The 26,426-nt window shown below is 72.5% G+C and carries 26 protein-coding genes; 18 read left to right on the top strand and 8 right to left on the bottom strand.

Features of this window, described 5'->3' with window-relative positions:
- Positions 1–147 precede the first annotated feature (147 nt).
- A complete protein-coding gene (sepH, locus tag JNW98_RS25675) occupies positions 148–1,176 on the bottom strand; it encodes a septation protein SepH (RefSeq protein ID WP_223770673.1) in 1,029 nt (342 codons plus the stop codon).
- A gap of 379 nt (positions 1,177–1,555) precedes the next feature.
- On the opposite strand from sepH, the gene JNW98_RS25670 reads away from it, so the two are divergent.
- On the top strand, positions 1,556–2,704 hold the full coding sequence (locus JNW98_RS25670; protein WP_223770672.1) for an ICP22 family protein: 1,149 nt from the start codon (positions 1,556–1,558) through the stop codon (positions 2,702–2,704).
- 45 nt (positions 2,705–2,749) lie between these two features.
- Here JNW98_RS25670 and JNW98_RS25665 read toward each other — a convergent pair whose 3' ends face one another.
- Together JNW98_RS25665 and JNW98_RS25660 are read right to left on the bottom strand one after the other, a co-directional pair.
- The gene (locus tag JNW98_RS25665; protein ID WP_223770671.1) at positions 2,750–4,078 is read right to left on the bottom strand and encodes a D-arabinono-1,4-lactone oxidase; all 1,329 of its coding nucleotides are present in this window, start codon (positions 4,076–4,078) and stop codon (positions 2,750–2,752) included.
- Positions 4,029–5,321 (bottom strand): MFS transporter, encoded by a 1,293-nt coding sequence (locus JNW98_RS25660; protein WP_223770670.1) that lies wholly within the window; start codon positions 5,319–5,321, stop codon positions 4,029–4,031. Before JNW98_RS25660 ends, JNW98_RS25665 begins: the two co-directional genes overlap by 50 nt.
- Before the next feature lie 196 nt (positions 5,322–5,517).
- Here JNW98_RS25660 and JNW98_RS25655 point away from each other — a divergent pair, with 196 nt between their 5' ends.
- The gene (locus JNW98_RS25655) at positions 5,518–6,645 is read left to right on the top strand and encodes a ferrochelatase (protein ID WP_223770669.1); all 1,128 of its coding nucleotides are present in this window, start codon (positions 5,518–5,520) and stop codon (positions 6,643–6,645) included.
- Positions 6,646–6,685: 40 nt separating this feature from the next.
- On the top strand, positions 6,686–7,495 hold the full coding sequence (locus tag JNW98_RS25650) for an inositol monophosphatase family protein (protein WP_223770668.1): 810 nt from the start codon (positions 6,686–6,688) through the stop codon (positions 7,493–7,495).
- 102 nt (positions 7,496–7,597) lie between these two features.
- On the opposite strand, the gene JNW98_RS25645 is transcribed toward JNW98_RS25650, so the two are convergent.
- Positions 7,598–7,765 carry a hypothetical protein gene (locus JNW98_RS25645; protein WP_223770667.1) on the bottom strand — a complete coding sequence of 56 codons (168 nt, stop codon included), beginning with the start codon at positions 7,763–7,765 and terminating at the stop codon, positions 7,598–7,600.
- 355 nt (positions 7,766–8,120) lie between these two features.
- Between JNW98_RS25645 and JNW98_RS25640 the strand changes: the two genes are divergently transcribed.
- The 4 genes from JNW98_RS25640 (at position 8,121) to JNW98_RS25625 (ending at position 11,666) form a co-directional block, all read left to right on the top strand.
- The gene (locus JNW98_RS25640; protein ID WP_223770666.1) at positions 8,121–8,774 is read left to right on the top strand and encodes a response regulator transcription factor; all 654 of its coding nucleotides are present in this window, start codon (positions 8,121–8,123) and stop codon (positions 8,772–8,774) included.
- Between the two features lie 4 nt (positions 8,775–8,778).
- Positions 8,779–10,068: a sensor histidine kinase gene (locus JNW98_RS25635; RefSeq protein WP_223770665.1), complete on the top strand. Its 1,290-nt coding sequence runs from the start codon at positions 8,779–8,781 to the stop codon at positions 10,066–10,068.
- Positions 10,069–10,512: 444 nt separating this feature from the next.
- A complete protein-coding gene (locus JNW98_RS25630) occupies positions 10,513–10,809 on the top strand; it encodes a DUF4193 domain-containing protein (RefSeq protein WP_004949312.1) in 297 nt (98 codons plus the stop codon).
- 14 nt (positions 10,810–10,823) lie between these two features.
- The gene (locus JNW98_RS25625; RefSeq protein ID WP_223770664.1) at positions 10,824–11,666 is read left to right on the top strand and encodes a hypothetical protein; all 843 of its coding nucleotides are present in this window, start codon (positions 10,824–10,826) and stop codon (positions 11,664–11,666) included.
- 41 nt (positions 11,667–11,707) lie between these two features.
- On the opposite strand, the gene JNW98_RS25620 is transcribed toward JNW98_RS25625, so the two are convergent.
- Entirely contained in the window at positions 11,708–12,175 is a 468-nt protein-coding gene (locus JNW98_RS25620; RefSeq protein WP_223770663.1) for a DUF3093 domain-containing protein, read from the bottom strand.
- 59 nt (positions 12,176–12,234) lie between these two features.
- Here JNW98_RS25620 and JNW98_RS25615 point away from each other — a divergent pair, with 59 nt between their 5' ends.
- The 7 genes from JNW98_RS25615 to kdpC all read left to right on the top strand — a co-directional run bounded on the left by JNW98_RS25615 (position 12,235) and on the right by kdpC (position 18,946).
- Positions 12,235–12,819, top strand: a complete 585-nt coding sequence (locus tag JNW98_RS25615) for a PaaI family thioesterase (RefSeq protein ID WP_223770662.1) — start codon at positions 12,235–12,237, stop codon at positions 12,817–12,819.
- Positions 12,816–13,316, top strand: coding sequence for a dUTP diphosphatase (gene dut, locus JNW98_RS25610; protein WP_004949305.1), 501 nt, complete (start codon positions 12,816–12,818; stop codon positions 13,314–13,316). Before JNW98_RS25615 ends, dut begins: the two co-directional genes overlap by 4 nt.
- Before the next feature lies 1 nt (position 13,317).
- Positions 13,318–14,085 carry a DUF3710 domain-containing protein gene (locus JNW98_RS25605; protein ID WP_223770661.1) on the top strand — a complete coding sequence of 256 codons (768 nt, stop codon included), beginning with the start codon at positions 13,318–13,320 and terminating at the stop codon, positions 14,083–14,085.
- 314 nt (positions 14,086–14,399) lie between these two features.
- Positions 14,400–14,489 carry a K(+)-transporting ATPase subunit F gene (gene kdpF, locus JNW98_RS25600; protein ID WP_171162596.1) on the top strand — a complete coding sequence of 30 codons (90 nt, stop codon included), beginning with the start codon at positions 14,400–14,402 and terminating at the stop codon, positions 14,487–14,489.
- An 8-nt stretch (positions 14,490–14,497) separates the two neighbouring features.
- On the top strand, positions 14,498–16,189 hold the full coding sequence (gene kdpA, locus JNW98_RS25595; RefSeq protein ID WP_223770660.1) for a potassium-transporting ATPase subunit KdpA: 1,692 nt from the start codon (positions 14,498–14,500) through the stop codon (positions 16,187–16,189).
- Positions 16,186–18,288: a potassium-transporting ATPase subunit KdpB gene (kdpB, locus tag JNW98_RS25590; protein ID WP_223770659.1), complete on the top strand. Its 2,103-nt coding sequence runs from the start codon at positions 16,186–16,188 to the stop codon at positions 18,286–18,288. Before kdpA ends, kdpB begins: the two co-directional genes overlap by 4 nt.
- Before the next feature lie 7 nt (positions 18,289–18,295).
- On the top strand, positions 18,296–18,946 hold the full coding sequence (gene kdpC, locus JNW98_RS25585; protein WP_223770658.1) for a potassium-transporting ATPase subunit KdpC: 651 nt from the start codon (positions 18,296–18,298) through the stop codon (positions 18,944–18,946).
- A 65-nt stretch (positions 18,947–19,011) separates the two neighbouring features.
- Here kdpC and JNW98_RS25580 read toward each other — a convergent pair whose 3' ends face one another.
- Positions 19,012–19,785, bottom strand: coding sequence for an SDR family oxidoreductase (locus JNW98_RS25580; RefSeq protein WP_223770657.1), 774 nt, complete (start codon positions 19,783–19,785; stop codon positions 19,012–19,014).
- A gap of 286 nt (positions 19,786–20,071) precedes the next feature.
- On the opposite strand from JNW98_RS25580, the gene JNW98_RS25575 reads away from it, so the two are divergent.
- The 4 genes from JNW98_RS25575 (at position 20,072) to JNW98_RS25560 (ending at position 24,737) form a co-directional block, all read left to right on the top strand.
- Positions 20,072–22,624 (top strand): ATP-binding protein, encoded by a 2,553-nt coding sequence (locus tag JNW98_RS25575; protein ID WP_223770656.1) that lies wholly within the window; start codon positions 20,072–20,074, stop codon positions 22,622–22,624.
- Between the two features lie 85 nt (positions 22,625–22,709).
- Positions 22,710–23,399 carry a response regulator gene (locus tag JNW98_RS25570; protein WP_223770655.1) on the top strand — a complete coding sequence of 230 codons (690 nt, stop codon included), beginning with the start codon at positions 22,710–22,712 and terminating at the stop codon, positions 23,397–23,399.
- 183 nt (positions 23,400–23,582) lie between these two features.
- Complete coding sequence (locus JNW98_RS25565; protein WP_185943286.1) at positions 23,583–23,981, top strand: OB-fold nucleic acid binding domain-containing protein; 399 nt, start codon at positions 23,583–23,585, stop codon at positions 23,979–23,981.
- A 3-nt stretch (positions 23,982–23,984) separates the two neighbouring features.
- Complete coding sequence (locus JNW98_RS25560) at positions 23,985–24,737, top strand: DUF3159 domain-containing protein (protein ID WP_223770654.1); 753 nt, start codon at positions 23,985–23,987, stop codon at positions 24,735–24,737.
- Between the two features lie 62 nt (positions 24,738–24,799).
- On the opposite strand, the gene JNW98_RS25555 is transcribed toward JNW98_RS25560, so the two are convergent.
- On the bottom strand, positions 24,800–25,477 hold the full coding sequence (locus JNW98_RS25555) for a potassium channel family protein (protein WP_004949287.1): 678 nt from the start codon (positions 25,475–25,477) through the stop codon (positions 24,800–24,802).
- Complete coding sequence (locus JNW98_RS25550; protein ID WP_152263938.1) at positions 25,477–26,145, bottom strand: potassium channel family protein; 669 nt, start codon at positions 26,143–26,145, stop codon at positions 25,477–25,479. Before JNW98_RS25550 ends, JNW98_RS25555 begins: the two co-directional genes overlap by 1 nt.
- Positions 26,146–26,426 lie beyond the last annotated feature (281 nt).

Here is a 26,426-nt window from a genome sequence, read left to right as displayed (position 1 = left end):
CGGGCTGAGCGGGGCCGCGCTCGGACTCCCGGGCCGGGCATGCCGATCGCCGGGCACGCGGGCCCGGCGATTCAGGCAAAAGGGTTACACGGGTGCGGGCGTACGGAACCACGCGAAAGGGGCAGGGCGGGCCGGAGCGCCCCGCCCTCACTCCTGTTTCTTGCGCCGCGTCCCGAAGACGATCTCGTCCCAGCTCGGGACCGCGGCCCTGCGCCCAGGCCGGACGCCGTCCGCCTCGGCCTGCCGGTCCGTGGTGCCGATCAGCCGCTCCCGGTGCCCGGCCACCGACCGGGGCATCAGCACGTCCGCGTACGCCGAGCCCGCGCTCGCCGCGGGGGCGGGCGGCTCGACGGCCTCCGCCTCCTCGGCCGGCACCTCGGCCGGAGGCGCCGACGGCGGCTCGGGTACGACCATGTCGCCGCGGAAGCTGGGCACGGCCTCCAGCAGGCTGGTCAGGGAGTCGCGCTCCTTGGCGGTCTCCTCGGCGGCGGGCGCCGCGACGGCCGCCGGGGCCTCGGCGGGCTCCGGGGCGGGCCGGTCCTGCAGCCGCTCCCGGGGCAGCCGGGCGATGCGCGGGACGAAGGGGAAGCTGGGCTCCGGGGTGTCCTCGGTCTCGCCGATCAGCGCCCGCGCCTCGTCGTCCAGCGCAGAGACGATCCGGCGCGGCGGATCGTAGGTCCAGCTCGCGGCACGCGGCTCGCCGGCCGCGCGGTAGACGAGCAGCACCTCCCAGGTGCCGTCGTCGCGCCGCCACGAGTCCCACTGGGCGGTGTCCTTCTCCGCGCCGCGCAGCAGCAGCCGCTCCGCGACGGCCTCGCCGAGCTGCGGTCCGGTGCTCTCGCCGGGGCGGCGCACGGGGGTCTTGCGGGCGCGCTCGGCCATGAAGGCGCGCTCCGCGAGGACCGGGCCCTCGAAGCGGCGCACGCGTTCCACGGGGATGCCGGCGAGCTGGGCGACCTCCTCGGCGGAGGCGCCGGCCCGGATCCGGGCCTGGATGTCACGGGGCCTGAGGTGGCTCTCCACCTCGATCTCGATCTGCCCCAGGCGTGCGCGGTCGTTGCGCACGGCGGCGCGCAGCCGCTCGTCGATGGGAAGGGTGTACTCCGTGCTGTCCGCAGCCTTGAGCACCAGCCGTGTGCCGTCGTTGGAGACGGCCACGACACGCAGTTCGGGCATGGGGACCTCCCGGGTGGTGCCTGCCGACGTCACGTGCGTCGCTGCTTCCGCTGGTCGAGTGTGGCCTGCCCGGGTAGCAGCCTGCCACAACATTGCCGAGTTGACGGGGCGAGAGCCGCCCGGGCCCCTCCCGTTGGGTCCGGGCAACCGGACGGGATACCGGGGCCGGGCTCGCCACAGTACTCCATTCGGACCACTGGGGGTGGAGCGGCGCGCCATCGATGTTCACGTCCGGCAAGGGAGTTGATTGCTCCCTCTTGCGCCGGAGACCTTCCCACGGGTGGCGAGGTTCACACAATCACCGGATTCGGAACTGTTCGTTACGCTCGAATGTCCCTTCTGAGTGCAAGAGGCGCGAAAGGTTCGACAGAGGCTGGAGATGGACGACAAAGCCCAAAGCGGCGCAAAAGCCAAGGTCAAACGCCTGGACTTGAGCGTCGCCCAGGTGGCGGGCAGTGCGCTGGCCGCGGTGATCGCCGCCCTGCTCGCCGGCAAGCTCGGTGTCTACGGCACGGTGATCGGCGCCGGTGTCGTCAGCGTGGTGGCCACGACGGGTGGCACGGTCTTCCAGCACCTGTTCAGACGGACCGGCGAGCAGGTGCGCGACGCGGCCGTGCAGGCCGGGCGGCCCCGGCTGCGCCAGGTCCCGCTGGACGACGCGGAGCGCGCGGTCGGCCGGGCGCGCGCCGCCGACGTCTCCGACGCGGCGGCCGGGCACCCGGCCGCCCCGCTCCCGCCGGACCCGGACCGGACCCGGTTGCTCGCACACATCGGCACGGACGGTGACGACGACGCGACGCGGATGCTGCCGGAAGCGCACGCCGGTGCGCACCCCGGCGCGCACGACCGTGCGCACCCCGTTCACGGCTCCGAAGGGTTTTCCGGCGAGTTCTCGGCCGGCACGACGCACGGCACCCGGTGGCGTGGGTGGAAGCGGCCGATTCTGGCCGCCGGCGCGGTCTTCGTCCTCGCCATGGGCACGGTGACGGCGGTCGAGCTGGTGTCCGGGCAGAGCGCCGACGGCACCAAGGACGGGACGACGATCCTGCGCCCCTTCCAGCAGGAGAAGCACAAGGAGAAGCAGCAGCCGAAGGGCGACGACAAGGGGACGACCGGCGGCGAGAGCGGCCGGGACGGGTCCGGCGGCACCGGCGCGGACGACGGGGATACGGACGGGCGTCAGGACCCGTCGTCCGGAACGGGTACCTCCGGCAAGGACGGCAAGGACGGCAAGGACGGCAAGGACGGCAAGGACGGCAAGGACGGCAAGGACGGCAAGGACGGCAAGGACGGCAAGGACGCCGGCGAGAGCGGCGGCGCGACGCCGTCCCCCGACACCTCGACGCCCGCCGGCGGCTCCGGCGGGCAGACGCCGGACCCGGGGACGTCCCCCTCCGGCGGCGCCTCGCCGAGCCCGGACCGGACCCCGGACCCGGGCGGCTCGCCGGACGCCGGCAAGGGCGGCACGGCCGAGGGCAAGGGCGGCGCGAGCGCGCCGCCGGCCCAGGAGAAGGGCACCGGCGCCTGACCCGGCACGGCGCTCCGGACCCGCGCGGGCCCGGAGCGCCGGACGTCAGTCGCCGAGCACCCGCCGCAGATACGGATTCCCGAACACCCGGTCCGGGTCCAGCCGGTCCCGCACGGCCGCGAAGTCGGCGAACCGTGGGTAGACCCCGGCCAGGTAGGCGGCGTCCCGGCCGTGCAGCTTCCCCCAGTGCGGCCGGCCGCCGTGGGCGGTCATGACCTCCTCCGCGGCCGAGAAGTACGCCCGGTACGGCGCCCCCCGGTACATGTGCGCCGCGAGGTAGACGGTCTCGCGCCCGGAGGCGGTCGACAGCCAGACGTCGTCGGCGGGCGCGGTCCTGACCTCGACCGGGAAGGCGACCCGCAGCCGCCGCCGCTCGATGACCGCCCGCAGCTCGCGCAGCGCCGGGACGGCGGCCTCGCGCGGCAGCGCGTACTCCATCTCCACGAAGCGGACCCGCCGGGGGCTGGTGAAGACCCGGTAGGGGATGTCGGTGTACGTGCGGGCGGACAGAGCGCGGCCGGTCACGCGGGCGATGGACGGCACCGCCGCGGGGACCGCCCGGCCGACCGCGCACACCGCGCCGAACAGCCCGTTCGACAGCAGTTCGTCGTCCACCCAGGCCCCGACCCGGCCGAGCGGGGCGGCGGGACCGGCGCTGCGGTTGTTGCGCTTGGTGGTGCAGCACTCGGTGTGCGGGAACCAGTAGAACTCGAAGTGCTCGTTCTCCGTCACGAGCCGGTCGAACTCGGACGTGACCTGGGCGAAGGTCATCGGTTCCTCGCGCGCCGTGAGCAGGAACTCCGGCTCCACGGCGAAGGTGAGCGCCGTGATCACGCCCAGCGCGCCGAGGCCCACCCGGGCCGCCGCGAACACCTCGGGGTGCTCGGTCGCGGAGCAGGTGAGGACCGAGCCGTCCGCGGTGACCAGCTCCAGGCCCCGGACCTGCGCGGCGATGGAGGCCGAGTCGCGGCCGGTGCCGTGGGTGCCGGTGCTGACGGCGCCGGAGACGGTCTGCTCCATGATGTCGCCCATGTTCGTCAGCGACAGGCCGTGCGCGGACAGCGCGCGGTTGAGGTCGGCGAGCCGGGTGCCGGCGCCGACGGTCACCGTGCCGGCCGCCCGGTCGACGGACCGGATCCCGGCCAGCCGGTGCGGGCGGACCAGCACCCCGTCCGTCACGGCCGCGGCCGTGAACGAGTGGCCCGAGCCGACGGCCTTCACCCGCAGCCCGGCCGCGGCGGCGGACGCCACCGTGCGGGCCAGCTCCGGGACCGAGCCCGGGGTGACCGTCCGGGCCGGGAGGGCGGTGACGTTCCCCGCCCAGTTACGCCACGCGCTCGTCCTTGCCGGTGCCCTTACTGGTGTTTCCGTCATGTGCGCCAGACCCTCCCCTAGGCCGTGGGACGGACGTCCCGGCCGGCCGGGACACCCGCTCCGGCACCGACCGCAGCCGGCGGTACCCGAGGAACGCCCCGACGACCGCCAGCGCCCCCGCCACACCGGGCACCGCGTACCCGGTGCCGGCCCCCGCGGCGTCCACCACCGCGCCGGCGGCGGACGAACCCAGCGCCACCCCGACCGCCATCCCGGTGCTCGTCCAGGTCATGCCCTCGGTGAGGTTCGCGCGCGGTACGTTCCGCTCGACCAGCGCCATGGTGGTGACCATCGTCGGCGCGATGGCCAGACCCGCGAAGAAGAGCGCGACGGCCAGGGACCAGAGGTTCCCGACCAGTTGGAGGGGGATCATACTCACGGCCATCACGCAGACCCCGACCAGCCAGCGGCGGGCGGGCTCGCCCTTGGGGTGCAGCAGGCCGAACACCGTGCCCGCGATGCAGGAGCCGAGGGCCCAGACGGCCAGCACCACGCTGGAGAGCGCCTTGTGGCCGAGTTCCTCGGCGAAGGCGACGGTCACCACCTCGGTGGAGCCGAACAGCGCGCCCATCGCGACCGAGGCGCCCACCAGCACCCGCAGCCCGGCCGAGCGCAGCGCGGAGCCGCCCCCGCCGTGCGCGGCCCCGGCAGGCGTCGGCTCGGTGGCGCGCTGGGCGGTCAGCCAGAGGACGCCGAGCAGCAGGAAGACGCCGGCGAGCAGCGGGCCGGCCTCCGGGAACCAGCCGGTCGACAGGCCGATGGCGAGGACCGGACCGACGATGAACACCACCTCGTCGATCACGGACTCGGCGGAGTAGGCGGTGTGCAGGTCACCGGGGGAGTCCCGGTAGAGCGCGGCCCAGCGGGCCCGCACCATCGCGCCCAGGCTGGGCACCGCGCCCACGCCGATCACGAGGACGAAGAGGGTCCACTGCGGCCACCGCAGCTGGGCGGCGAGCAGCAGCAGGGCCGTCGCGGCCACCGCGATCAGGGTGGCCGGCCGCAGCACGCGGCGCTGCCCGTACCGGTCGACCAGACGCGAGACCTGCGGGCCCATGGCAGCGGTGGCCAGGGCGAGCGTCGCGGAGAGCGCCCCCGCGAGACCGTACTCCCCGGTGATCTCCGAGACCATCGTCACGATGCCGATGCCCATCATCGACAGCGGCATACGACCGAGCAGCCCGGCCGCCGAGAAGCTCTTGGCGCCGGGCGCGGTGAAGATCGCGCGATACGGACTGGACAATCCGGCTCCGCCCTGAGGAAAAGAGGAACGAGGGGTTCGTGACGAGGGTGCCGCAAGGACCTTCGGTGGCCCATACAGGTTACGGGTGAACCTCTGTTCGTCGCGCGGTATTTCCCGCCGCCTCCGGGGTCGGCCACGCACCGGCCGGCGGTGCCGGGTGACGCGGCTGTCAGTGGGGGGTGGCAGGATCGTAGCCATGTCGGATCAGCCAGCCCACGCCCCGTACGACGCCCTGCTGTTGCTCTCCTTCGGCGGCCCCGAGGGCCCGGACGACGTCGTCCCGTTCCTGGAGAACGTGACGCGTGGCCGGGGCATCCCCCGCGAGCGGCTCAAGGAGGTGGGGCAGCACTACTTCCTGTTCGGCGGCGTCAGCCCGATCAACGACCAGAACCGCGAGCTGCTGCGCGCCCTGCGCGAGGAGTTCGCGGCGAGCGGCGTCGACCTGCCGGTGTACTGGGGCAACCGCAACTGGGCGCCGTACCTGACCGACACCCTCCGCGAGCTGGTGCGCGACGGCCACCGACGCGTGCTCACCCTCGCCACCAGCGCGTACGCCTCCTACTCCGGCTGCCGCCAGTACCGGGAGAACCTGGCCGACGCGCTCGCCGCGCTGGAGGCCGAGGGGCTCCCCGTCCCGCGCGTCGACAAGCTGCGCCACTACTTCAACCACCCCGGCTTCGTCCGCCCCATGATCGACGCGACCCTGGCGGCCCTCGCGGAGCTGCCCGAGGAGGCCCGGGCCGCCGCGCACCTCGCCTTCACCACCCACTCCATCCCCACGGCCGCCGCCGACACCTCGGGCCCCGCCGAGGGCCACGGCGACGGCGGCGCCTACGTCGCCCAGCACCTCGACGTGGCCCGGACCATCGCCGACGCCGTACGCGAGGAGACCGGGACCGACCGGCCCTGGCGGCTCGTCTACCAGTCCCGCAGCGGCGCCCCCCACATCCCGTGGCTGGAACCGGACATCTGCGACCACCTGGAGGCGGTGCACGCCGAGGGCGCGCCCGCGGTCGTGATGGTCCCCATCGGCTTCGTCTCCGACCACATGGAGGTCAAGTACGACCTCGACACCGAGGCCAAGGCCAAGGCCGTCGAGCTGGGCCTGCCCGTCGCCCGCGCGGCGACCGTGGGCGCCGACCCGCGCTTCGCCGCCGCCGTCCGCGAGCTCGTCCTGGAGCGGGCCGCCACCGAGCGTGCCGAGCGGCCCGAGCGCTGCGCGCTGGGCGCCCTGGGCCCCTCGCACGACCTCTGCCCCGTCGGCTGCTGCCCGGCCCGGGCGCCCCGCCCCGCCGCCGCGGGCGCGGACAGCCCCTACGCGTGACCCCGCCGCGTCCGCACCCCCTACCAGGCAAGGAGCACCCGTGAACGCCCCCACCGACGCCCTCAAGGCCGAGCTGCTGTCCGTCGCCCTGGAGGCCGCCGAGCGGGCCGGCGCGCTGCTCAGGGACGGCCGCCCCGCCGACCTCGGGGTGGCCGCCACCAAGACCAGCCCCATCGACGTGGTCACCGAGATGGACCTCGCCTCCGAGAAGCTGATCACCGGCTTCCTCGCCGAGCGCCGGCCCGACGACGGGGTGCTGGGCGAGGAGGGCGCCAGCACGCCCGGCAGCAGCGGAGTGCGCTGGGTGGTGGATCCTCTCGACGGCACGGTCAACTACCTCTACGGCCTGCCGTCCTGGTCGGTCTCCATAGCCGCCGAGTACGCCGGCGAGACGGTCGTCGGCGTGGTGGCCGCGCCCCTGCGCGGCGAGACCTACCAGGCCGTCCTCGGCGAGGGCGCCTGGCTCGGCGACCGCCGGCTGCGCGTCCGCCCCGCGCCCGCCTTCGAGCAGGCGCTCCTCGGCACCGGCTTCGGCTACCTCACCGCCCGCCGCAACGCCCAGGCCGAGGTGGTCCGCCGGCTGCTGCCCGAGGTCCGGGACGTCCGGCGCGGCGGGTCCGCCGCCATCGACCTCTGCGACGTGGCCTGCGGCCGGCTCGACGGCTACTACGAGCGCGGGCTCAACCCCTGGGACCTCGCGGCCGGCGAGCTGATCGCGCGCGAGGCGGGGGCGCTCACCGGCGGCCGCCCCGGCGCGCCCGCCTCCGGCGAGCTCGTCGTCGCCGCCCCGCCCGGCTTCTTCGAGCCCCTCCAGGCCCGCCTGGAGGAGCTGGGCGCCTGGCACGACTGAGCCCGGCGCCGCACGGCGGACACAGAAGACACGGCGCACACGGCGGAGCGCCCCGGCGCACGAGGCACCGGGGCGCTCCCCCCGTTGGCGGGCGGTCAAGGATCAGGCGGCGCTGACCTGGACGCCGTGCTCCGCCGCGAGGCGGTGCAGGTCGTCCAGCTCCGCCTGTTCCATGTCGGCGAGAAAGTCGTCTCCGGTGCGGCGGGCCCGGTCGAGATCACTCCGCGTGGTCTCTATGCGCTGCAGAATGCCGGCGGTGAACGCGTCCATGCTGCGCCCCCTCCTGGGTCGGCTCGGTGGCACGGGGGTGTGCCGGGGAGTCCCCGGTGGGTAGCCGGGGCGGACGATCACGTGCGTGGTGGTCCCCCGCGGTGCCGCGTGGCCATGGCGCACCACGGTACGGGGGTCGTGATCGCGGGTGTGCAGACGTCTTCCCCACCCTCGATCGCGCGGAAACCTCGGGTCCGGAAACGGACGGGAACCCGCCTCCCCAGCCCGCCCGGAGCCCCTTACAGCCGGTTTATCGGTGTTCGGGGCAGGATGGAGGGACCACCGGTGCGCCCGCGCGGCCGCCGGAACCACCCCCGCACCCCAGGCCCGTCGGGCCCCTGAGGAAGGAAGACCCGTGCGCGTACTCGTCGTCGAGGACGAGCAGCTGCTCGCCGATGCCGTCGCCACCGGACTGCGCCGGGAGGCCATGGCCGTCGACGTCGTGTACGACGGGGCCGCCGCCCTGGAGCGCATCGCCGTCAACGACTACGACGTGGTCGTCCTCGACCGCGACCTGCCGCTGGTCCACGGCGACGACGTCTGCCGCAAGGTCGTCGAGCTCCAGCTGGCCACCCGCATCCTGATGCTCACCGCCTCCGGCGACGTCAGCGACCGCGTCGAGGGCCTGGAGATCGGCGCCGACGACTACCTGCCGAAGCCGTTCGCCTTCAGCGAGCTGATCGCCCGCGTCCGGGCGCTGGGCCGGCGCACCACCGTCGCGCTGCCGCCCGTCCTGGAGCGGGCCGGCATCCGGCTCGACCCCAACCGCCGCGAGGTGTTCCGCGACGGACGCGAGGTACAGCTGGCGCCGAAGGAGTTCGCGGTGCTGGAGGTGCTGATGCGCAGCGAGGGCGCCGTGGTCTCCGCGGAGCAGCTGTTGGAGAAGGCCTGGGACGAGAACACCGACCCCTTCACCAACGTCGTCCGCGTCACCGTCATGACGCTGCGCCGCAAGCTCGGCGAGCCGCCCGTGATCGTCACGGTCCCCGGCTCCGGATACCGGATCTGACCCGATGGCCTCCACGCCCCCCTCCCCGACGAACTCGCCGCCGGCGGCCTCCCAGCCCCCGCCCCGGCCGGCGGCGCCGCCACGGCCCGCCTGGGACCCGCGGCAGCCCGTCGTCCGGCCCTTCCCGTGGCTGCGCCCCACCATCCGCATACGGCTCACCCTGCTCTACGGCGGGATGTTCCTGATGGCGGGCGTCCTGCTGCTCACGATCATCTACCTGCTGGCGGCCGACGCCATGCGGGAGGGCAGCTACCTGCCGTTCCGCTTCATCGACGGCAACCTGGAGAGCACCAGCAACGCCTGCCCGTCCCTCCGCCCCGGCCGGATCGACGCCCGGGAGCTGGAGAACGCCGTCCAGGTGTGCATGAACCACCAGCGCGCCATAGCCCTCAACGGGCTGCTCCGGCGCTCCCTGCTGGCCCTGCTCGGCCTCGCGGTGATCGCCTTCGCCTTCGGCTACGCCATGGCCGGACGCGTCCTCTCGCCGCTCGGCAAGATCACCCGCACCGCCCGCCGGGTGGCCGCCACCGACCTGACCCGGCGCATCGAGCTGGGCGGCCCGGACGACGAGCTCAAGGAGCTCTCGGACACCTTCGACGAGATGCTGGACCGGCTGGAACGGGCGTTCACCGCGCAGCAGCGGTTCGTGGCCAACGCCTCGCACGAGCTGCGCACCCCGCTGGCGATCAACCGGACGCTGCTGGAGGTCCACCTCTCCGATCCCGGGGCCTCGCCCGAGCTCCAGCAGCTGGGCAAGACGCTGCTGGCGACCAACGAGCGCAGCGAGCAGCTCGTGGAGGGCCTGCTGCTGCTCGCCCGCAGCGACAACGAGATCGTCGACCGCAAGCCCGTCGACCTGGCCGAGGTGGCCTCCCAGGCGCTCGACCAGGCCCGCGGGGAGGCCCAGACCAAGGGTGTGGAGCTGCGGGGCGACCGGGTGCCCGCGGTGGTCCAGGGCAACGGCGTGCTGCTGGAGCGCGTCGCGCTGAACCTGGTGCAGAACGCCGTCCGGTACAACGTGCCGGAGGGCGGCTGGGTGGAGGTCACCACCGAGTCCCGGCCCGGCGAGGCCGTGCTGGTGGTGGAGAACACCGGGCCCGTGGTCCCCGCCTACGAACTGGACAACATCTTCGAGCCGTTCCGCAGGCTGCGCACCGAGCGCACCGGCAGCGACAAGGGCGTGGGCCTCGGCCTGTCCATCGTGCGGTCGGTGGCCAGGGCACACGGCGGGCGGATCACCGCCGAGCCGCGCGAGGGCGGTGGGCTCGTGATGCGGGTGGTGCTGCCGGTCTGAGAGAGCCCCGCCACCTGACAGACACCTGACAAACTCCACCGGCCGGGGAATTCTGCGACAATGGCGCGGACACGGGTTCGCTTTGGGCGGAATTTTCCCGGTCTGATGGACGCTGTCTTCCTGTGTGATCGATCACACGGAGGGGCATCCGGCCATCTACGCTCCGTGATCGAATCTTCGACGAGAACGCCTGGAAAATGGGGGTTTCCGGGGGTCTTGATCACGGGAAGTACAGGAGATGGCGCTGCCACGAGCGGCCTGTGGACCGTGTACGGTCCCGTTCGCCACCCGATCCGATCACCTCTTCAGGTGTGCGGTTGGGTGTCGATTGAGTAACAGACCTTGATGTGAGGCAAAATCTCCGCCTCGGGTCGGGCACAAGTCCGGCCTCTCACGCGTTACGTGCGCTGGAGACACCGCAGACACCCAGAGGGGGAGAGCGACATGGCAACGGACTACGACACCCCACGCAAGACCGACGATGACGTCAACGAGGACAGCATCGAGGAACTCAAGTCCCGGCGGAACGACAAGTCGGCTTCGGCCGTCGACGTCGACGAGTTCGAGGCCGTAGAGGGCCTGGAGCTGCCGGGCGCGGACCTTTCCAACGAGGAGCTTTCCGTCCGCGTCCTGCCCCGGCAGGCAGACGAGTTCACCTGCATGAGCTGCTTCCTCGTGCACCACCGCAGCCAGCTGGCCGGTGAGAAGAACGGCCAGCCGATCTGCCGCGACTGCGAGTGAGGCAAGGGTCTGCGATGGCAGGCTCGGAACCGTTCCGTAAGCGGCTCGCACGGCGGTCCAGGGCTCTTGGGCGTACGGGGGACGCCGAGCCCGGCCGGGCCGTGACGGGCGCGCACGAAGCGGCCGGCGCGCACGCCGAGCGGGGCCCGGGGGCCTCGCTCGCCGCCGCGGGCCGCACCGAAGGGCCGTCCGACGAGGCGGCCGTGCCCCAGGGCAGGGCAGGGCGATGGAGCCGGGGCGCACGGGCGGGCCTGTCCGCCGTCGTCGACCGGATCATCGCCACCGCCCCCCGCGTCCCCGTACGCGACCTGGAGACCCTGCGCGGTCAGTTCCCGGGCCTCGGTCCGGAGGAGATCGCCGACAAGCTGGTGACCGGCGCCGCCAACGGCACGTCCACCGTGGGAGCCGGCATCGGGGCGGCGGCCATGCTGCCCGTCCCGCCGGCCATGCCGGCCGAGCTCGCCGCCGAGATCGTCGGCGTCGCGGCCGTGGAATTCAAACTCATCGCCGAGCTGCACGAGGTCTACGGCCTCCGGGCGCCCGGCACCCTGCGCCAGCGCGCGCTCGCCTACCTGGGAGCCTGGGCCGACGAACGGGGCGTGGACGTCACCAAACCGACCAGCGTCAACGCGGCGCTCGGCGGGCAGCTCCGCCGCGAACTGCGCCAGCGGGTCCTCAAGCGCACCTTCCGCAACCTCCCCAACCTCGCGCCGTTCATGATCGGCGCGACCGTCGGGGCGGTCATGAACCGCAGGGACACCCGCAGGCTGGCCGAGAAGGTCCGCGCCGACCTGCGCCGCCGCCAGGTGCCCTGGGCCGCGCTGCCGCCGCCGGAGGGCCCCCAGGGCGCCTCCTGAGCCCGTCCCGGGCCCGCGGCCGGCCCTGGTCGGCTTCGGCGTCAGCCCTGGTCGGCCTTGGCCGCCGCGTCCCGCCCGGCGGCGACGGCCGCGGCCAGCCGCTCGGGGGAGCGGGTCGACAGGTACAGGTACGGCGTCGGGTCGGCCGGGTCGGTGACCTCGATCCGCAGGGCGGTCGGCACGTAACCGCGCAGCAGCATGAACGCCCGGCTGTCGGCCTTGTGCGTCCGCCAGGCCTGGGCCTGCTCCGCGTCCAGGGCCTCGGCCGCCCCCAGTGCCCGGCACGGGATCCGCGCGTCCCCGGCCAGCAGGGTGTCGCCCACCACCCGGATCCGCACCGACCCGTAGGCGCTCACGGCGATCGTCGCCAGCGCGCCGCCGACGACCAGGCCGCCGAGCATCGGGATGGTGCCGAGCGGCAGCGTGATCAGGGCCGTGGCCAGCCCGATGAGAACGGCGATGGTCCACCAGGAGCGGGGCGCGGTCAGGCGTTCCTCGTAGTGCTGCATGGGTTCAAGCTTGGCACGGGCGGGACCCGGCGCCGTCGGCGCGGGTAAGGTCAGCCCCTGTGAGTGGACGAACGACAGCGCTGACACCGCCGGCCGACGCCGGGCCCCCGGTGCGGCACCCCGAGGCCCCCGCGCCGGGCGAGGTCATCGGGGCGCACTACGAGAACTGCTTCGGCTGCGGCCAGGGCGTGCCGCACGGCCTGCACCTGGAGGTGCGGGCCGGCGAGGGCGTCGCCGTGACGGCCGAGTTCCGGGTCAAGGAAGCGCACCAGGGCGCCCCCGGCCTGGCGCACGGCGGCGTGCTGGCGACGGCCCTGGACGAGACGCTGGGCTCGCTGAACTGGCTGACCCGGGTCATCGCCGTCACCGGCCGGCTGGAGACGGACTTCCTGCTGCCCGTCCCCGTGGACAGCGTGCTGTACCTGGAGGCGAAGGCCGTCGCCGTCCACCACCGCAAGATCTACTGCACGGCCACCGGGCGGCTCGGCGGTCCCGAGGGGCCGGTCGCGGTCCGCGCGGACGCGGTCTTCATCGAGGTCAAGGTCGAGCACTTCATCAACAACGGCCGCCCCGCCGAGATCAACGCGGCGCTCGCCGACCCCGACCAGGTCAAGGTCGTCCGAGCCTTCGAGGTGAACCCGTGAGCCGTCCGCCGGTCGACGTCCTGATCCGCCGCCTCGACCCCGAGGTCCCGGTCCCCGCCTACGGTCACCCCGGCGACGCCGGCTGCGACCTGGTGACCACCGAGGCCGCCGTGCTCGCCCCCGGCGAACGCGCCGTCCTCCCCACGGGGGTGTCGATCGCGCTGCCCGATGGGTATGCGGCCTTCGTGCATCCGCGTTCGGGTCTCGCGGCCCGGTGCGGGGTCTCCATGGTGAACGCCCCGGGGACCATCGATGCCGGGTACCGTGGAGAGATCAAGGTGATCGTGGTCAATCTGGATCCGCGCGAGAGCGTGCGGTTCGAGAGGTTCGACCGCGTTGCCCAGTTGGTTGTCCAGCAGGTCGAGAAGGTCCGCTTCCACGAGGTGGCGGAGCTTCCCGGCTCGGCGCGGGGCGAAGGGGGCTTCGGGTCCACCGGGGGCCACGCAGCCGTGGGGCATGGATTCGCTTCGGTCGCCTCTGACCGGGAAGGACAGTGACGTGTTCGGTCGTCGCCGCAAGCGCAGCGAGGACGCCGTCGAGCAGTTCGACGACGTGACCTCCGAGGAGTCCGCGGAGGATGCGGAGTCCGTACAGGACGCCGCGGCCGAGAGCCGGGTCCGGCTGGAGCCGGAGCCGCGCCCGGACGGGCCGTGGGACGTCTCCGAGGTCCACGCACCCGCCGAGGGCCGGGTCGACCTGGGCGGCCTGTTCGTGCCGGGCGTCGAGGGCATGGAGCTGCGGGTCGAGGTCGCGGGGGACGCGATCGTCGCCGCGACCGTGGTGCTCCGCGACAGCGCGGTGCAGCTCCAGGCGTTCGCCGCCCCCAAGCGCGAGGGCATCTGGCACGAGGTGCGGGACGAGATCGCCGGCGGCATCACCCAGCAGGGCGGTGTCGTGGACGAGGTGCAGGGCCCGCTGGGCTGGGAGCTGCGGGCGCAGGTGCCCGTCGCCCTCCCGGACGGGACGAACGGGGTGCAGCTGGTGCGCTTCGTGGGCTGTGACGGGCCGCGCTGGTTCCTGCGCGGTGTGATCTCGGGCCAGGGCGCGGTGCAGCCGCAGACCGCCGGCATGCTGGAGCAGATCTTCCGGGACACCGTCGTGGTGCGCGGCGATTCGCCGATGGCGCCCCGCGACCCGATCGTCCTGAAGCTGCCCGACGACGCCCAGATGGTCGCCGAGGGCATGCAGGACGAGCAGCAGGGCTCGCGCTTCGCCGGGGGCGTGGAGCGCCTCCAGCGCGGCCCGGAGATCTCCGAGGTCCGCTGACCCGGAACGTCAACGGCCGCTCCAAGCGGCCGGATTGTGCCCTTCCGCCGGGCCGGAACCCCTCTCCAGGGGCTCCGGCCCGGCGGTGTTTTCGCAGGTCGACGGCGCCTCCGTATGGAACTCGTCAAGGGGGCGCTAATGGCCGTAAGAGAGGCGTCAACGGCGGCCGTACCCGTTGGTAACGGGGGTTTCCTCTAGAGGTCCGTTCATATCCGAACTCTCTAGGAGCACACGATGGCCGACGTGGCCTTCGTCGCCACCGCAATCGCGGTCTTCGCGCTGGTGGCTCTCGTCGCCAAGGGGGTGACGAAGCTGTGAGCACCGAGAACATCGTCGGCCTGGTCGTGGCCGTCGCCCTGCTGGGCTACCTGATCCTCGCCCTCGTTTTCCCGGAGAGGTTCTGAGCACCGATATGAGCCCCGTCCTCTCCGGAGTCCTCCAGCTCACCGCGGTCGTCGCGGCGCTGGCGCTCGTGTACCGCCCGCTCGGCGACTACATGGCCCACGTGTACAGCTCCGAGAAGCACCTGCGCGCCGAGAAGTGGATCTACCGCTTGATCGGCGCGAACCCCCGGGCCGAGATGCGCTGGCCCGCGTACCTGCGCGGTGTGCTCGCCTTCTCGCTCGCGAGCATCCTGTTCCTCTACCTGCTCCAGCGCGTCCAGGGCGCCCTGCCGGACTCGCTGTCGCTCGGCTTCACCGCGATCAGCCCCGACCAGGCGTTCAACACCGCCGCGTCGTTCGTCGCCAACACCAACTGGCAGTCGTACAGCGGCGAGCAGGCCATGGGCCACGCCGTGCAGACGCTCGGCCTCGCGGTGCAGAACTTCGTCTCCGCCGCGGTCGGCATGGCCGTCGCCATCGCGCTGGTCCGGGGCTTCGCCCGGTCCCGCACGGGTGAACTCGGCAACTTCTGGACCGACCTGGTGCGCGGCACCGTCCGCATCCTGATCCCGATCTCGGTGATCGGCGCGCTGGTCCTGGTGGCCTGCGGCGCGATCCAGAACTTCGCCGGGATCCACGAGATCGGGCAGCTCACCGGTGGCACGCAGCAGGTCAACGGCGGCGCCGTGGCCTCGCAGGAGGTCATCAAGGAGCTGGGCACCAACGGCGGCGGCTACTTCAACGCCAACTCCGCCCACCCCTTCGAGAACCCGAACGCGTTCTCCAACCTCTTCGAGATCTTCCTGATCCTCGTCATCCCCTTCTCCCTCACCCGCACCTTCGGCAAGCTGGTCGGCAACGTCAAGCAGGGTTACGCGATCCTGGCCACCATGGGCCTCATCTGGCTCGGCTTCACCGCGCTGATGATGTGGACGGAGTACGCGCACCACGGCGCCGCGCTCCAGGCGGCCGGCGGGGCGATGGAGGGCAAGGAGCAGCGGTTCGGCGTCGGCGCCTCGGCGATCTTCGCGACCACCACGACCCTCACCTCGACCGGCGCCGTGGACTCGTTCCACTCCTCGTTCACCGGCCTCGGCGGCGGGATCACGCTGCTGAGCATGATGCTCGGCGAGATCGCGCCCGGTGGTGTCGGTTCCGGCCTCTACGGCATGCTCGTCATGGCGATCATCGCCGTGTTCATCGCGGGCCTGATGGTCGGCCGCACGCCCGAGTACCTGGGCAAGAAGATCGGCACCCGGGAGATCAAGCTCGCCGCGTGCTACATCCTCATCACCCCGACGCTGGTGCTGGGCTTCACCGCGCTGTCCATGGCGCTGTCCTCGCCGCCGGAGTCGATCCTCAACACCGCCGGGAACTCGGTGCACGGCAGCGGGGCGCACGGCTTCTCCGAGGTGCTGTACGCCTTCACCTCCGGGGCCAACAACAACGGTTCCGCGATGGCCGGCCTCAACGCCAACACGCCCTGGTACAACACCACGATCGGCCTCGCCATGCTGCTCGGCCGCTTCCTCCCGATGGTCTTCGTCCTGGCGCTGGCCGGCTCGCTCGCCGAGCAGCAGCCCGTCCCCGAGACCGCGGGCACCCTGCGCACCGAGAAGCCGCTCTTCGCCGGCCTGCTCACGGGCGCGATCCTGATCATCACCGGCTTGACCTACTTCCCGGCCCTGGCCCTTGGCCCGATGGCGGAGGGACTCTCATGAGCACGACCACCCCTGTCCGTACCGCTCCCGAGGGCGACGAGCGGCCACACGGCGCCGAGGAGCCCGGCCGGGTCTCCGGCGGTCTGTTCGACCCGGCGCAGCTGCTGAAGTCGCTGCCGGACGCCTTCCGCAAGCTCGACCCCCGGGTGATGGTCAAGTCCCCGGTGATGTTCGTGGTGGAGATCGGCTCGGTGGTCACCACCGCGCTGGCCCTGAAGGACCCGGGCGACTGGTTCGGCTGGACGATCACCGTCTGGCTCTGGCTGACCGTCCTGTTCGCCAACCTCGCGGAGGCCGTCGCCGAGGGCCGGGGCAAGGCCCAGGCCGACACCCTGCGCAAGGCCAAGACCGACACCGTGGCCCGCCGGCTGTCCGGCGGCACCGAGGAGTCGGTGCCGGGCACCGAGCTGCGCGTGGGCGACCTGGTCGTCTGCGAGGCGGGCGACATCATCCCGGGCGACGGCGACGTCGTCGAGGGCGTGGCCTCCGTGGACGAGTCGGCGATCACCGGCGAGTCGGCCCCGGTCATCCGGGAGTCGGGCGGTGACCGTTCGGCCGTCACCGGTGGCACCAAGGTGCTCTCCGACCGCATCGTCATCAAGATCACCACCAAGCCGGGCGAGACCTTCATCGACCGGATGATCAACCTGGTCGAGGGCGCGGCCCGGCAGAAGACGCCGAACGAGATCGCGCTCAACATCCTGCTCGCCTCGCTGACCATCGTCTTCCTGCTGGCGGTCATCACCCTCCAGCCGTTCGCGATCTACGCGGGCGCCGAGCAGACGATGATCGTCCTGGCGGCCCTGCTGGTCTGCCTCATCCCGACCACCATCGGCGCGCTGCTGTCGGCGATCGGTATCGCGGGCATGGACCGGCTGGTCCAGCGGAACGTCCTGGCGATGTCCGGGCGCGCGGTGGAGGCCGCGGGCGACGTCTCGACGCTGCTGCTCGACAAGACCGGCACCATCACCTACGGCAACCGGCAGGCCGCCGAGTTCGTGCCGGTCAAGGGCACCATGGCGGCCGAGGTCGCGGACGCCGCGCAGCTCTCGTCGCTCGCCGACGAGACGCCCGAGGGCCGCTCGATCGTCGTCCTCGCCAAGGAGAAGTACGGGCTGCGGGAGCGGCACGAGGGCGAGCTGGCCGGCGCCGAGTGGATCCCGTTCACGGCGCAGACCCGGATGTCGGGCGTGGACGTCGACGGCCGGAAGGTCCGCAAGGGCGCCACCGGTTCGGTCATCGCCTGGGTCGAGGCGCAGGGCGGCACGGTCGCCGCGGACGCCCGGAAGCTCACCGACGAGATCTCGCAGGCCGGCGGGACCCCGCTGCTGGTGGCGCTGGAGGACGACAAGGGGGCGCGTGTCCTCGGCGTCATCCACCTCAAGGACGTCGTCAAGGACGGCATGCGCGAGCGGTTCGAGGAACTGCGCCGCATGGGCATCAAGACCGTCATGATCACGGGTGACAACCCGCTGACGGCCAAGGCCATCGCCGAGGAGGCCGGCGTCGACGACTTCCTCGCCGAGGCCACGCCCGAGGACAAGATGGCCCTCATCAAGCGCGAGCAGGCCGGCGGCAAGCTCGTCGCGATGACCGGCGACGGGACGAACGACGCGCCCGCGCTGGCCCAGGCGGACGTCGGCGTCGCCATGAACACCGGCACCTCGGCCGCCAAGGAGGCCGGGAACATGGTGGACCTGGACTCCAACCCCACCAAGCTCATCGAGATCGTCGAGATCGGCAAGCAGCTGCTCATCACCCGCGGCGCGCTCACCACCTTCTCGATCGCCAACGACGTCGCGAAGTACTTCGCGATCATCCCGGCGATGTTCGCGGTGGCCTACCCGGGCCTGGACAAGCTCAACATCATGAGCCTGCACTCGCCTCAGACGGCGATCCTGTCGGCCGTGATCTTCAACGCGCTGATCATCGTGGCGCTGGTCCCGCTCGCCCTCAAGGGCGTCCGCTACCGGCCCATGAGTGCGGACGCGATGCTCCGCCGCAACCTCCTGATCTACGGGCTGGGCGGCCTCGTCTCCCCGTTCATCGGCATCAAAATCATCGACCTGCTCATCTCCCTCATCCCTGGCATCGGGTGACGACACCATGAACATCTCCGTACGCAGCGCGGCCCGGGTCGCGGGAGCCGGGCTCAGGGCCCTGCTCGTCCTCACCGTCGTCTGCGGGGTGATCTACCCCCTGGTCGTCACGGGCCTGGCCCAACTGGCCTTCCACGACAAGGCCAACGGCTCCGAGGTGAAGGTGGACGGCAAGTCCGTCGGCTCGTCGCTCCTCGGGCAGAGCTACACGCTGGACAAGAAGGACAAGGACGGCAACCCGCTGCCGGACCCGAAGTTCTTCCAGCCGCGCCCCTCGGCGGCCGGGCCCAACGCCGAGAACACCCGGTACAGCCTGCTCGTCTCGGGCGCCTCCAACCTGGCGGCCGACAGCAAGGTGCTGCTGGAGGCCGTCGAGAAGCGCCGCACGGACGTCGCCGCCTTCAACGGGGTCTCCCCGTCGGCGGTTCCGGTGGACGCCCTCACCGCCTCGGCGTCCGGCCTGGACCCGGACATCTCCCCGGCGTACGCCCGGCTCCAGGCGGCCCGCGTCGCCAAGGCCAACGGCCTGCCGGCCGGCGAGGTCGAGCGGCTGGTGAAGGACCACACGACCGGGCGGCAGCTCGGCTTCATGGGCGAGGAGCGCGTCAACGTCCTGAAGCTGAACGTGGCGTTGAAGAAGCTGGCCGCCTCCCGGTAGGCCGGTGTCGAGGGGCCGCGTCGGATCCGTCCGGCGCGGCCCTTCCGCGTTCCGTCGGCGTTCCGTCAGCGGGTGGTGTAACCGCCGTTGACGAACAGCGTCTGCCCGTTGAGCCACCAGCCGTCCGTGAGCAGGAACTTGACGTACGGGACGATGTCCTCGATCTTCGTCAGCTCGCCGTTCATGGCGGACGACTTGTGGTACGCGATGGAGTCGTCCGTCTCGGCCGGGTAGAAGAAGCCGGTGTCCATCGGGCCGGGTGCGATGTTGTTGACTGAGATGTTCCGGCCGAACAGCTCCTTGGACAGGGCGCGGGTGAAGTGCTCGACGGGCGCCTTGCTGCCGGCGTACACGGAGTACAGGCCGGTGTAGGCGGCCAGCAGCGAGGTGACGATGGTGACGATCTTCCCGCCGTCCTCGACGCGTTTGGCGGCCTCGCGCATCACGAAGTACGCCGCCTTGGTGTTGACGGCGAACATCTTGTCGAACTCCTCCTCCGTGGTCTCGGTCATCGGCTTCTTGACGACCATGCCGGCGGTGTTGACCACGCAGTCGACCCTGCCGAACGCCTTCACCGCCGCGTCGAAGAGCTTCTCCACCTCCGCGACCCGGGTCAGGTCGCCCTGGTGGGTGACGGCCTCGCCGCCGGCCTTCCTGACGTCCTCGGCCGTCTGCTCGGCCTTGTCGCGAGAGGAGTCGCTGTTGTAGTGGACGACCACCTTGGCGCCGTCCGCGGCGACCTCCCGGGCGAGCAGGCCGCCGAGGTTCCGCGACGCGCCGCCGATCACGACGACCTTGTCCCGGAGCGTGCGATCGGGTCGAGCGGGACGATCGGGCATGAGTTCCCTCCTCGTCGTCGGGGTCGTAGGGGAGCGGCGGCCGGCCCCGGCCGCCGCGGGCGATATCTTCACGTTATTCCGGAACATCCCGGTACGCCTGCCGGTACGTCCTCACCCGGCCCTCCGGGGCGCACAGGCGTCAGAGCTGCGTCAATACCCGCAGCACGTCCCCGCCGGGCCCGAAATGTCCGGACCGTCCGCCGTAAACTTCGACTGCGCGCCGGTGCGGCATCCAGGACGGAGAACCGGCCCGGTCCCCGGCGCGACGGTGAAAGACAATGGGGCCATGGGACGCGGCAATCTCCGGATCTACCTCGGTGCGGCACCGGGCGTCGGCAAGACCTACGCCATGCTCTCCGAGGCCCACCGACGGGTCGAGCGCGGCACCGACGTGGTCGTCGGGTTCGTGGAGCACCACAACCGCCCGCGCACCGAGGTCATGCTGCACGGCCTGGAAGAGGTGCCCCGGCGCGAGATCGCCTACCGGGACGCCGTCTTCACCGAGATGGATGTGGACGCCGTCCTGGCGCGCCGCCCCGCCGTCGCCCTCGTCGACGAGCTCGCCCACACCAACGTCCCCGGCTCCCGCAACACCAAGCGCTGGCAGGACGTCGAGGAACTGCTCCAGGCCGGCATCGACGTCGTCTCGACCCTCAACATCCAGCACCTGGAGTCGCTGGGCGACGTCGTCGAGTCGATAACGGGCGTCCGCCAGCAGGAGACCGTCCCCGACGAGGTCGTCCGCCGGGCCGGCCAGATCGAGCTGGTCGACATGTCGCCGCAGGCGCTGCGCCGGCGCATGGCGCACGGCAACATCTACAAGCCCGACAAGGTCGACGCGGCACTCTCCAACTACTTCCGCCCCGGCAACCTCACCGCCCTGCGCGAGCTGGCCCTGCTGTGGACCGCCGACCGGGTCGACGAGTACCTGCGGCAGTACCGCTCCGACCACGACGTCTCGACGATATGGCAGGCCCGCGAGCGCATCGTCGTGGGCCTCACCGGCGGCCCCGAGGGCCGTACCCTCATCCGGCGGGCCGCCCGGATGGCGGCCAAGGGCTCCGGCAGCGAGATCCTCGCCGTCTACATCGCCCGCAGCGACGGGCTGACCGCCGCCTCGCCGAAGGAGCTGGCGGTCCAGCGGACCCTCGTGGAGGACCTGGGCGGCACCTTCCACCACGTCATAGGCGACGACGTGCCCGCCTCGCTGCTGGAGTTCGCGCGCGGCGTCAACGCCACCCAGATCGTCCTCGGCTCCAGCCGCCGCAAGACCTGGCAGTACGTCTTCGGACCCGGCGTCGGGGCGACCGTCGCCCGGGACTCGGGCCCCGACCTCGACGTCCACATCGTCACCCACGAGGAGGTCGCCAAGGGCCGGGGGCTCCCCGTCGCCCGCGGCGCCCGGCTCGGCAAGGGCCGCATCGTGGCCGGCTGGCTCGTCGGCGTCGCCGGGGCCGCCCTGCTCTGCCTGCTGCTCACCCACGTCCTCCCGGACCTGGGCCTGGCCAACGACATGCTGCTGTTCCTGTGCATGACGGTGGCCGCCGCCCTGCTCGGCGGCCTGCTGCCGGCGCTCGCCTCGGCGGCCTTCGGCTCGCTGCTGCTCAACTACTACTTCGTCGAGCCCGTGCACCGGCTGACGATCACCAACCCGAAGAACATCGTCGCCATGGCGATCTTCGTCTTCGTGGCGGTGTCCGTGGCCTCCGTGGTCGACCTGGCCGCCCGCCGCACCCACCAGGCGGCCCGGCTGCGCGCCGAGTCGGAGATCCTGTCGTTCCTGGCCGGCAGCGTGCTGCGGGGCGACAACAGCCTGGAGGCGCTGCTGGAGCGGCTGCGGGAGACCTTCTCCATGGACTCCGTCGCCCTCCTGGAACGCGCCAGCGACGTCGACCCCTGGACCTGCGCCGCGAGCGTCGTCGGCAACTCCGGGAAGCCGCTGCTGCGCCCCGAGGACGGCGACGTGGACATGCCCGTCGGCGACACCATGGCGCTGGTCCTCGCCGGCCGCGTCCTGCCCGCCGAGGACCGCCGTGTGCTGGCCGCCTTCGCCGCCCAGGCCGCCCTGGTCCTGGACCGCCAGCGGCTGGTCGGCGAGGCCGAGCGGGCCCGCAGGCTGGACGAGGGCAACCGGATCCGCACCGCCCTGCTGGCCGCCGTCAGCCACGACCTGCGCACCCCGCTGGCCGCCATCAAGGCCGCCGTCACCTCCCTCCGCTCCGACGACGTCGCCTGGTCCGAGGAGGACGAGGCCGAGCTGCTGGCCGGCATCGAGGACGGCGCGGACCGCCTCGACCACCTCGTCGGCAACCTCCTCGACATGTCCCGCCTCCAGACCGGCACCGTCACCCCGCTGATCCGCGAGATCGACCTCGACGAGGTGGTCCCGATGGCCCTCGGCGGCGTCCCGGAGGGCAGCGTCACGCTCGACATCCCGGAGACGCTGCCGATGGTCGCCGTCGACCCGGGCCTGCTGGAGCGGGCCGTCGCCAACGTCGTCGAGAACGCCGTCAAGTACAGCCCGGCCGGCACGCCCGTCCACGTGGCCGCCAGCGCCCTCGGGGACCGGGTCGAGCTGCGGGTGGCCGACCGGGGCCCCGGCGTCCCCGACAGCGCCAAGGACCGGATCTTCGAGCCCTTCCAGCGCTACGGCGACGCCCCGCGCGGCGCCGGCGTGGGGCTGGGCCTCGCGGTGGCCCGCGGCTTCGCCGAGGCCATGGGCGGCACGCTCGCGGCCGAGGACACCCCCGGCGGCGGCATGACCATGGTGCTCACCCTGCGGATGGCGGCGGGGCGCCCGCCGGTGCGCGCCGACCTTCCCGCGCAGGCCACGACGTGAGCCGTCACGTGGGCCATCCGGCCGTTTCCCTTCGATTTCCCGGGCCCCGGAGCGGGGCCCGCTCGAACAGCAGAGGTGGTCCCGCATGAACCGGGTGCTCGTGGTGGATGACGAGCCGCAGATCGTCCGCGCTCTTGTGATCAACCTCAAGGCCCGCAAGTACGAGGTCGACGCGGCCCCCGACGGCGCCACCGCCCTCCAGCTCGCCGCCGCCCGCCACCCCGACGTCGTCATCCTCGACCTGGGCCTGCCCGACATGGACGGCGTCGAGGTGATCAAGGGGCTGCGCGGCTGGACGCGGGTGCCGATCCTGGTGCTCTCGGCCCGCCAGACCTCCGACGAGAAGGTCGAGGCGCTGGACGCGGGCGCCGACGACTACGTCACCAAGCCGTTCGGCATGGACGAGCTGTTGGCCCGGCTGCGCGCGGCCGTCCGCCGCGCCGAGCCCACGGGGGCCGCGGCGGCGGGCGACGACGCGATCGTCGAGACCGAGGTCTTCACGGTCGACCTCGCGGCGAAGAAGGTCAACCGCGGGGGCCGGGACGTCCGCCTCACGCCGACCGAGTGGCACCTGCTGGAGGTGCTGGTCCGCAACACGGGCCGGCTCGTCAGCCAGAAGCAGCTGCTCCAGGAGGTGTGGGGGCCGTCATACGGGACGGAGACGAACTACCTGCGGGTGTACATGGCGCAGCTGCGGCGGAAGCTGGAGCAGGATCCGTCGCATCCGAAGCACTTCATCACCGAGCCGGGGATGGGGTACCGGTTCGAGTTGTGAGACGGCGGGGCGGTGGGGCGGCCGGGGGTCCGGGGGTTGCCCCCGGAGGATGCGGCATCACCGAGCCGGGGATGGGCTACCGGTTCGAGTTGTGAGGCGGCGGGGGCCGGGGCCCGTGGGTTGGCCGGGAAAGCCGCCGCCGGAGGCTGCAAGGCCCCTCCCCGGCCCCGGTACGCTGGTTTCATGAGTGCCGTATCCCGTTCCGACAAGCCGACCGGCCGTTTCCGCCGGATGCTCGACCGGCTTTCCACCTCGCAGGAGGAGCTGCACGACGCGGAGCTGCAGCAGGACGCGGAAGCGGTGGGCTGCACGAAGATCGGCGACTGCGGTGACCGGCAGATCGTCACGGTCACCGGAACGCTGCGGACCGTCACCCTGCGCCCCCGGGCCGGGGTGCCCGCCCTGGAGGCCGAGCTGTTCGACGGCTCCGCCGCCCTGGACGTCGTCTGGCTGGGGCGCCGTTCCATCGCCGGGATAGAACCCGGCCGTAAGCTGATCGCCTCCGGCCGGATCTCCATGAGCCACGGCCGGAGAGTGCTGTTCAATCCCCGATACGAGCTCCGACCGCTCGGACAGGAGTAGCTCTTGTCGTCTCTCGACGAGCCGATCGACCGGCCGACCGGAAAGCACCGGGACGAGGGGTCCCGCTCGGCCACCGAAGCCGCCCTGTTCGAGGCGTTCGGCGGGGTCCGGGGCATGGTGGAGACCACCGTGCCCGGCCTGGTGTTCGTCGCGGTCTTCACCGTCAAACGGGACATCCACACCGCGGCCATCGCCGCCCTGGCGCTGTCCCTGGTGCTCGGAGTGGCCCGGCTGGTGCGCAAGGACACCCTCAAGCACGCCTTCAGCGGCGTCTTCGGGGTGGCCTTCGGCGCGGTCTTCGCGATGATGTCCGGCGACGCCAAGAACTTCTACCTGCCGGGCATGCTCTACACCCTCGGCCTGGCGATCGCCTACATCGTGACGGCCGTGCTCGGCTGCCCGCTGCTCGGCCTGATCCTCGGCCCGGTGTTCAAGGAGAACCTCTCCTGGCGCACCCGCAACCCGGGCCGCAAGAAGGCGTACACCAAGGCCAGTTGGGCCTGGGGGCTGATCCTGCTCGCCAAGTCCGCGATCCTCTTCCCGCTGTACTGGTGGGGCGACGCCACCCAGCTCGGCTGGGTCAAGGTGGCGCTCGGCATCCCGCCGATGCTGCTCTCCGTCTACCTGACGTGGATCTTCCTGGCCAAGGCGCCGCCGCCGATCGACGTGTTCGCGGAGATGGAGGCGGCGGAGGCCGCCGAGCGCGAGGCGAAGGCCGCGGAGGGCGCCGCCGCGGAGGACAAGGTGACGCCGTAGCGTCCCGCACGCATACGAGAGCCCCCGGGACGCGTCGTCCCGGGGGCTCTCCTGCGTCACGCTCAGTCCGTCGGCTCCTCGCGGCGGACCGACAGCAGGTCCTCCAGCTGCTCCTCGCGCGCCGGTGCCGCGACGAACAGCAGCTCGTCGCCGGCCTCCAGGGCGTCCTCCTTGTTGGGGGTCAGGACGCGGTTGCCGCGGATGATGGTGACCAGCGAGGTGTCCTCGGGCCAGTCCACGTCGCCGACGCGCGTCCCGGCCAGCGCCGCCTCCGGGGGCAGCGTCAGCTCGACCAGGTTGGCGTCGCCCTGGCTGAAGCGGAGCAGCCGGACCAGGTCGCCGACGCTCACCGCCTCCTCGACCAGGGCCGACATCAGGCGCGGCGTCGAGACGGCGACGTCCACGCCCCAGGACTCGTTGAAGAGCCACTCGTTCTTGGGGTTGTTCACCCGCGCCACCACGCGCGGGACCCCGTACTCCGTCTTGGCGAGCAGCGAGACGACGAGGTTGACCTTGTCGTCACCGGTCGCCGCGATCACCACGTTGCAGCGCTGGAGCGCGGCCTCGTCGAGTGAGGTGATCTCGCAGGCGTCGGCCAGCAGCCACTCGGCCAGCGGCACCCGCTCCACCGAGATGGCGGACGGCGCCTTGTCGATCAGCAGGACCTCGTGCCCGTTCTCCAGCAGTTCGCCGGCGATGGAACGGCCGACGGCGCCCGCTCCCGCGATTGCGACGCGCATCAGTGGCCACCTTCCTCGGGGCCCTGCGCGAACGCGGCCTCCACCGTCTCGACCTCGTCGGTGCGCATCATCACGTGCACCAGGTCACCTTCCTGCAGCACCGTCGACGACGACGGGAGGACCGCCTCGCCCAGCCGGGTGAGGAAGGCCACCCGGACCCCGGTCTCCTCCTGGAGCTTGCTGATCCGGTGCCCTATCCACGCCTCCGCGACGGGGATCTCGGCGAGCTGGACGCCCCCGGTGGGGTCGCGCCACAGCGGCTCCGCGCCGGACGGCAGCAGGCGCCGCAGCATCTGGTCGGCGGTCCACCGGACCGTGGCGACCGTGGGGATGCCCAGCCGCTGGTAGACCTCCGCGCGGCGCGGGTCGTAGATGCGGGCCGCGACGTTCTCGACGCCGAACATCTCGCGTGCCACCCGGGCCGCGATGATGTTGGAGTTGTCGCCGCTGCTCACCGCGGCGAAGGCGCCGGCCTCCTCGATGCCCGCCTCGCGCAGGGTGTCCTGGTCGAAGCCGACCCCGGTCACCCGCCGCCCGCCGAAGCCGGAGCCGAGGCGCCGGAAGGCGGTCGGGTCCTGGTCGACGACCGCGACCGTGTGGCCTTGCTGCTCCAGGGTCTGGGCCAGGGCCGAGCCGACCCGCCCGCACCCCATGATCACAATGTGCACGACGCCTGCCCCGTACTCCGGAATTCCGCGCTGACCTGCACCAACACCCTGCTCACTTCTTCCTGCTCATTCGAGCCCCTGCGGCGTCCACCGGCTCGCCGCCCCCTCGTACGGGCGGCCGGCGGCACCGGTTCGACCGCGCCCACGGGTTCTCGTTCCCGTCGGCGCACGGCACCACGGTAGCCGCAACGCCCCGCGGCCCGGTCCCCCGGACCCGCCGTCCGGCCGCACGGCCGTCGCCCGCGGCCCCGCGGGCGCCCCCGGCGGGGCGCGGTGGCCCC

This window comes from Streptomyces huiliensis, from assembly GCF_020037025.1.
Taxonomy (GTDB): Bacteria; Actinomycetota; Actinomycetes; order Streptomycetales; family Streptomycetaceae; genus Streptomyces; species Streptomyces huiliensis.
This window is presented reverse-complemented; position numbering and strand designations above follow the sequence as displayed.

Excerpts from the sequence above, each read along its gene's own strand:
- kdpC (WP_223770658.1), top strand. The coding sequence starts at position 18,296 with ATGAACATCTCCGTACGCAGCGCGGCCCGGGTCGCGGGAGCCGGGCTC.
- JNW98_RS25625 (WP_223770664.1), top strand. The coding sequence starts at position 10,824 with ATGGCAGGCTCGGAACCGTTCCGTAAGCGGCTCGCACGGCGGTCCAGG.
- JNW98_RS25555 (WP_004949287.1), bottom strand. The coding sequence starts at position 25,477 with ATGCGCGTCGCAATCGCGGGAGCGGGCGCCGTCGGCCGTTCCATCGCC.
- kdpA (WP_223770660.1), top strand. The coding sequence starts at position 14,498 with ATGAGCCCCGTCCTCTCCGGAGTCCTCCAGCTCACCGCGGTCGTCGCG.
- JNW98_RS25670 (WP_223770672.1), top strand. The coding sequence starts at position 1,556 with ATGGACGACAAAGCCCAAAGCGGCGCAAAAGCCAAGGTCAAACGCCTG.
- JNW98_RS25575 (WP_223770656.1), top strand. The coding sequence starts at position 20,072 with ATGGGACGCGGCAATCTCCGGATCTACCTCGGTGCGGCACCGGGCGTC.
- JNW98_RS25655 (WP_223770669.1), top strand. The coding sequence starts at position 5,518 with ATGTCGGATCAGCCAGCCCACGCCCCGTACGACGCCCTGCTGTTGCTC.
- JNW98_RS25635 (WP_223770665.1), top strand. The coding sequence starts at position 8,779 with ATGGCCTCCACGCCCCCCTCCCCGACGAACTCGCCGCCGGCGGCCTCC.
- JNW98_RS25570 (WP_223770655.1), top strand. The coding sequence starts at position 22,710 with ATGAACCGGGTGCTCGTGGTGGATGACGAGCCGCAGATCGTCCGCGCT.
- JNW98_RS25620 (WP_223770663.1), bottom strand. The coding sequence starts at position 12,175 with ATGCAGCACTACGAGGAACGCCTGACCGCGCCCCGCTCCTGGTGGACC.
- JNW98_RS25580 (WP_223770657.1), bottom strand. The coding sequence starts at position 19,785 with ATGCCCGATCGTCCCGCTCGACCCGATCGCACGCTCCGGGACAAGGTC.
- JNW98_RS25630 (WP_004949312.1), top strand. The coding sequence starts at position 10,513 with ATGGCAACGGACTACGACACCCCACGCAAGACCGACGATGACGTCAAC.
- kdpB (WP_223770659.1), top strand. The coding sequence starts at position 16,186 with ATGAGCACGACCACCCCTGTCCGTACCGCTCCCGAGGGCGACGAGCGG.
- sepH (WP_223770673.1), bottom strand. The coding sequence starts at position 1,176 with ATGCCCGAACTGCGTGTCGTGGCCGTCTCCAACGACGGCACACGGCTG.
- JNW98_RS25645 (WP_223770667.1), bottom strand. The coding sequence starts at position 7,765 with ATGGACGCGTTCACCGCCGGCATTCTGCAGCGCATAGAGACCACGCGG.
- JNW98_RS25565 (WP_185943286.1), top strand. The coding sequence starts at position 23,583 with ATGAGTGCCGTATCCCGTTCCGACAAGCCGACCGGCCGTTTCCGCCGG.
- JNW98_RS25665 (WP_223770671.1), bottom strand. The coding sequence starts at position 4,078 with ATGACGGAAACACCAGTAAGGGCACCGGCAAGGACGAGCGCGTGGCGT.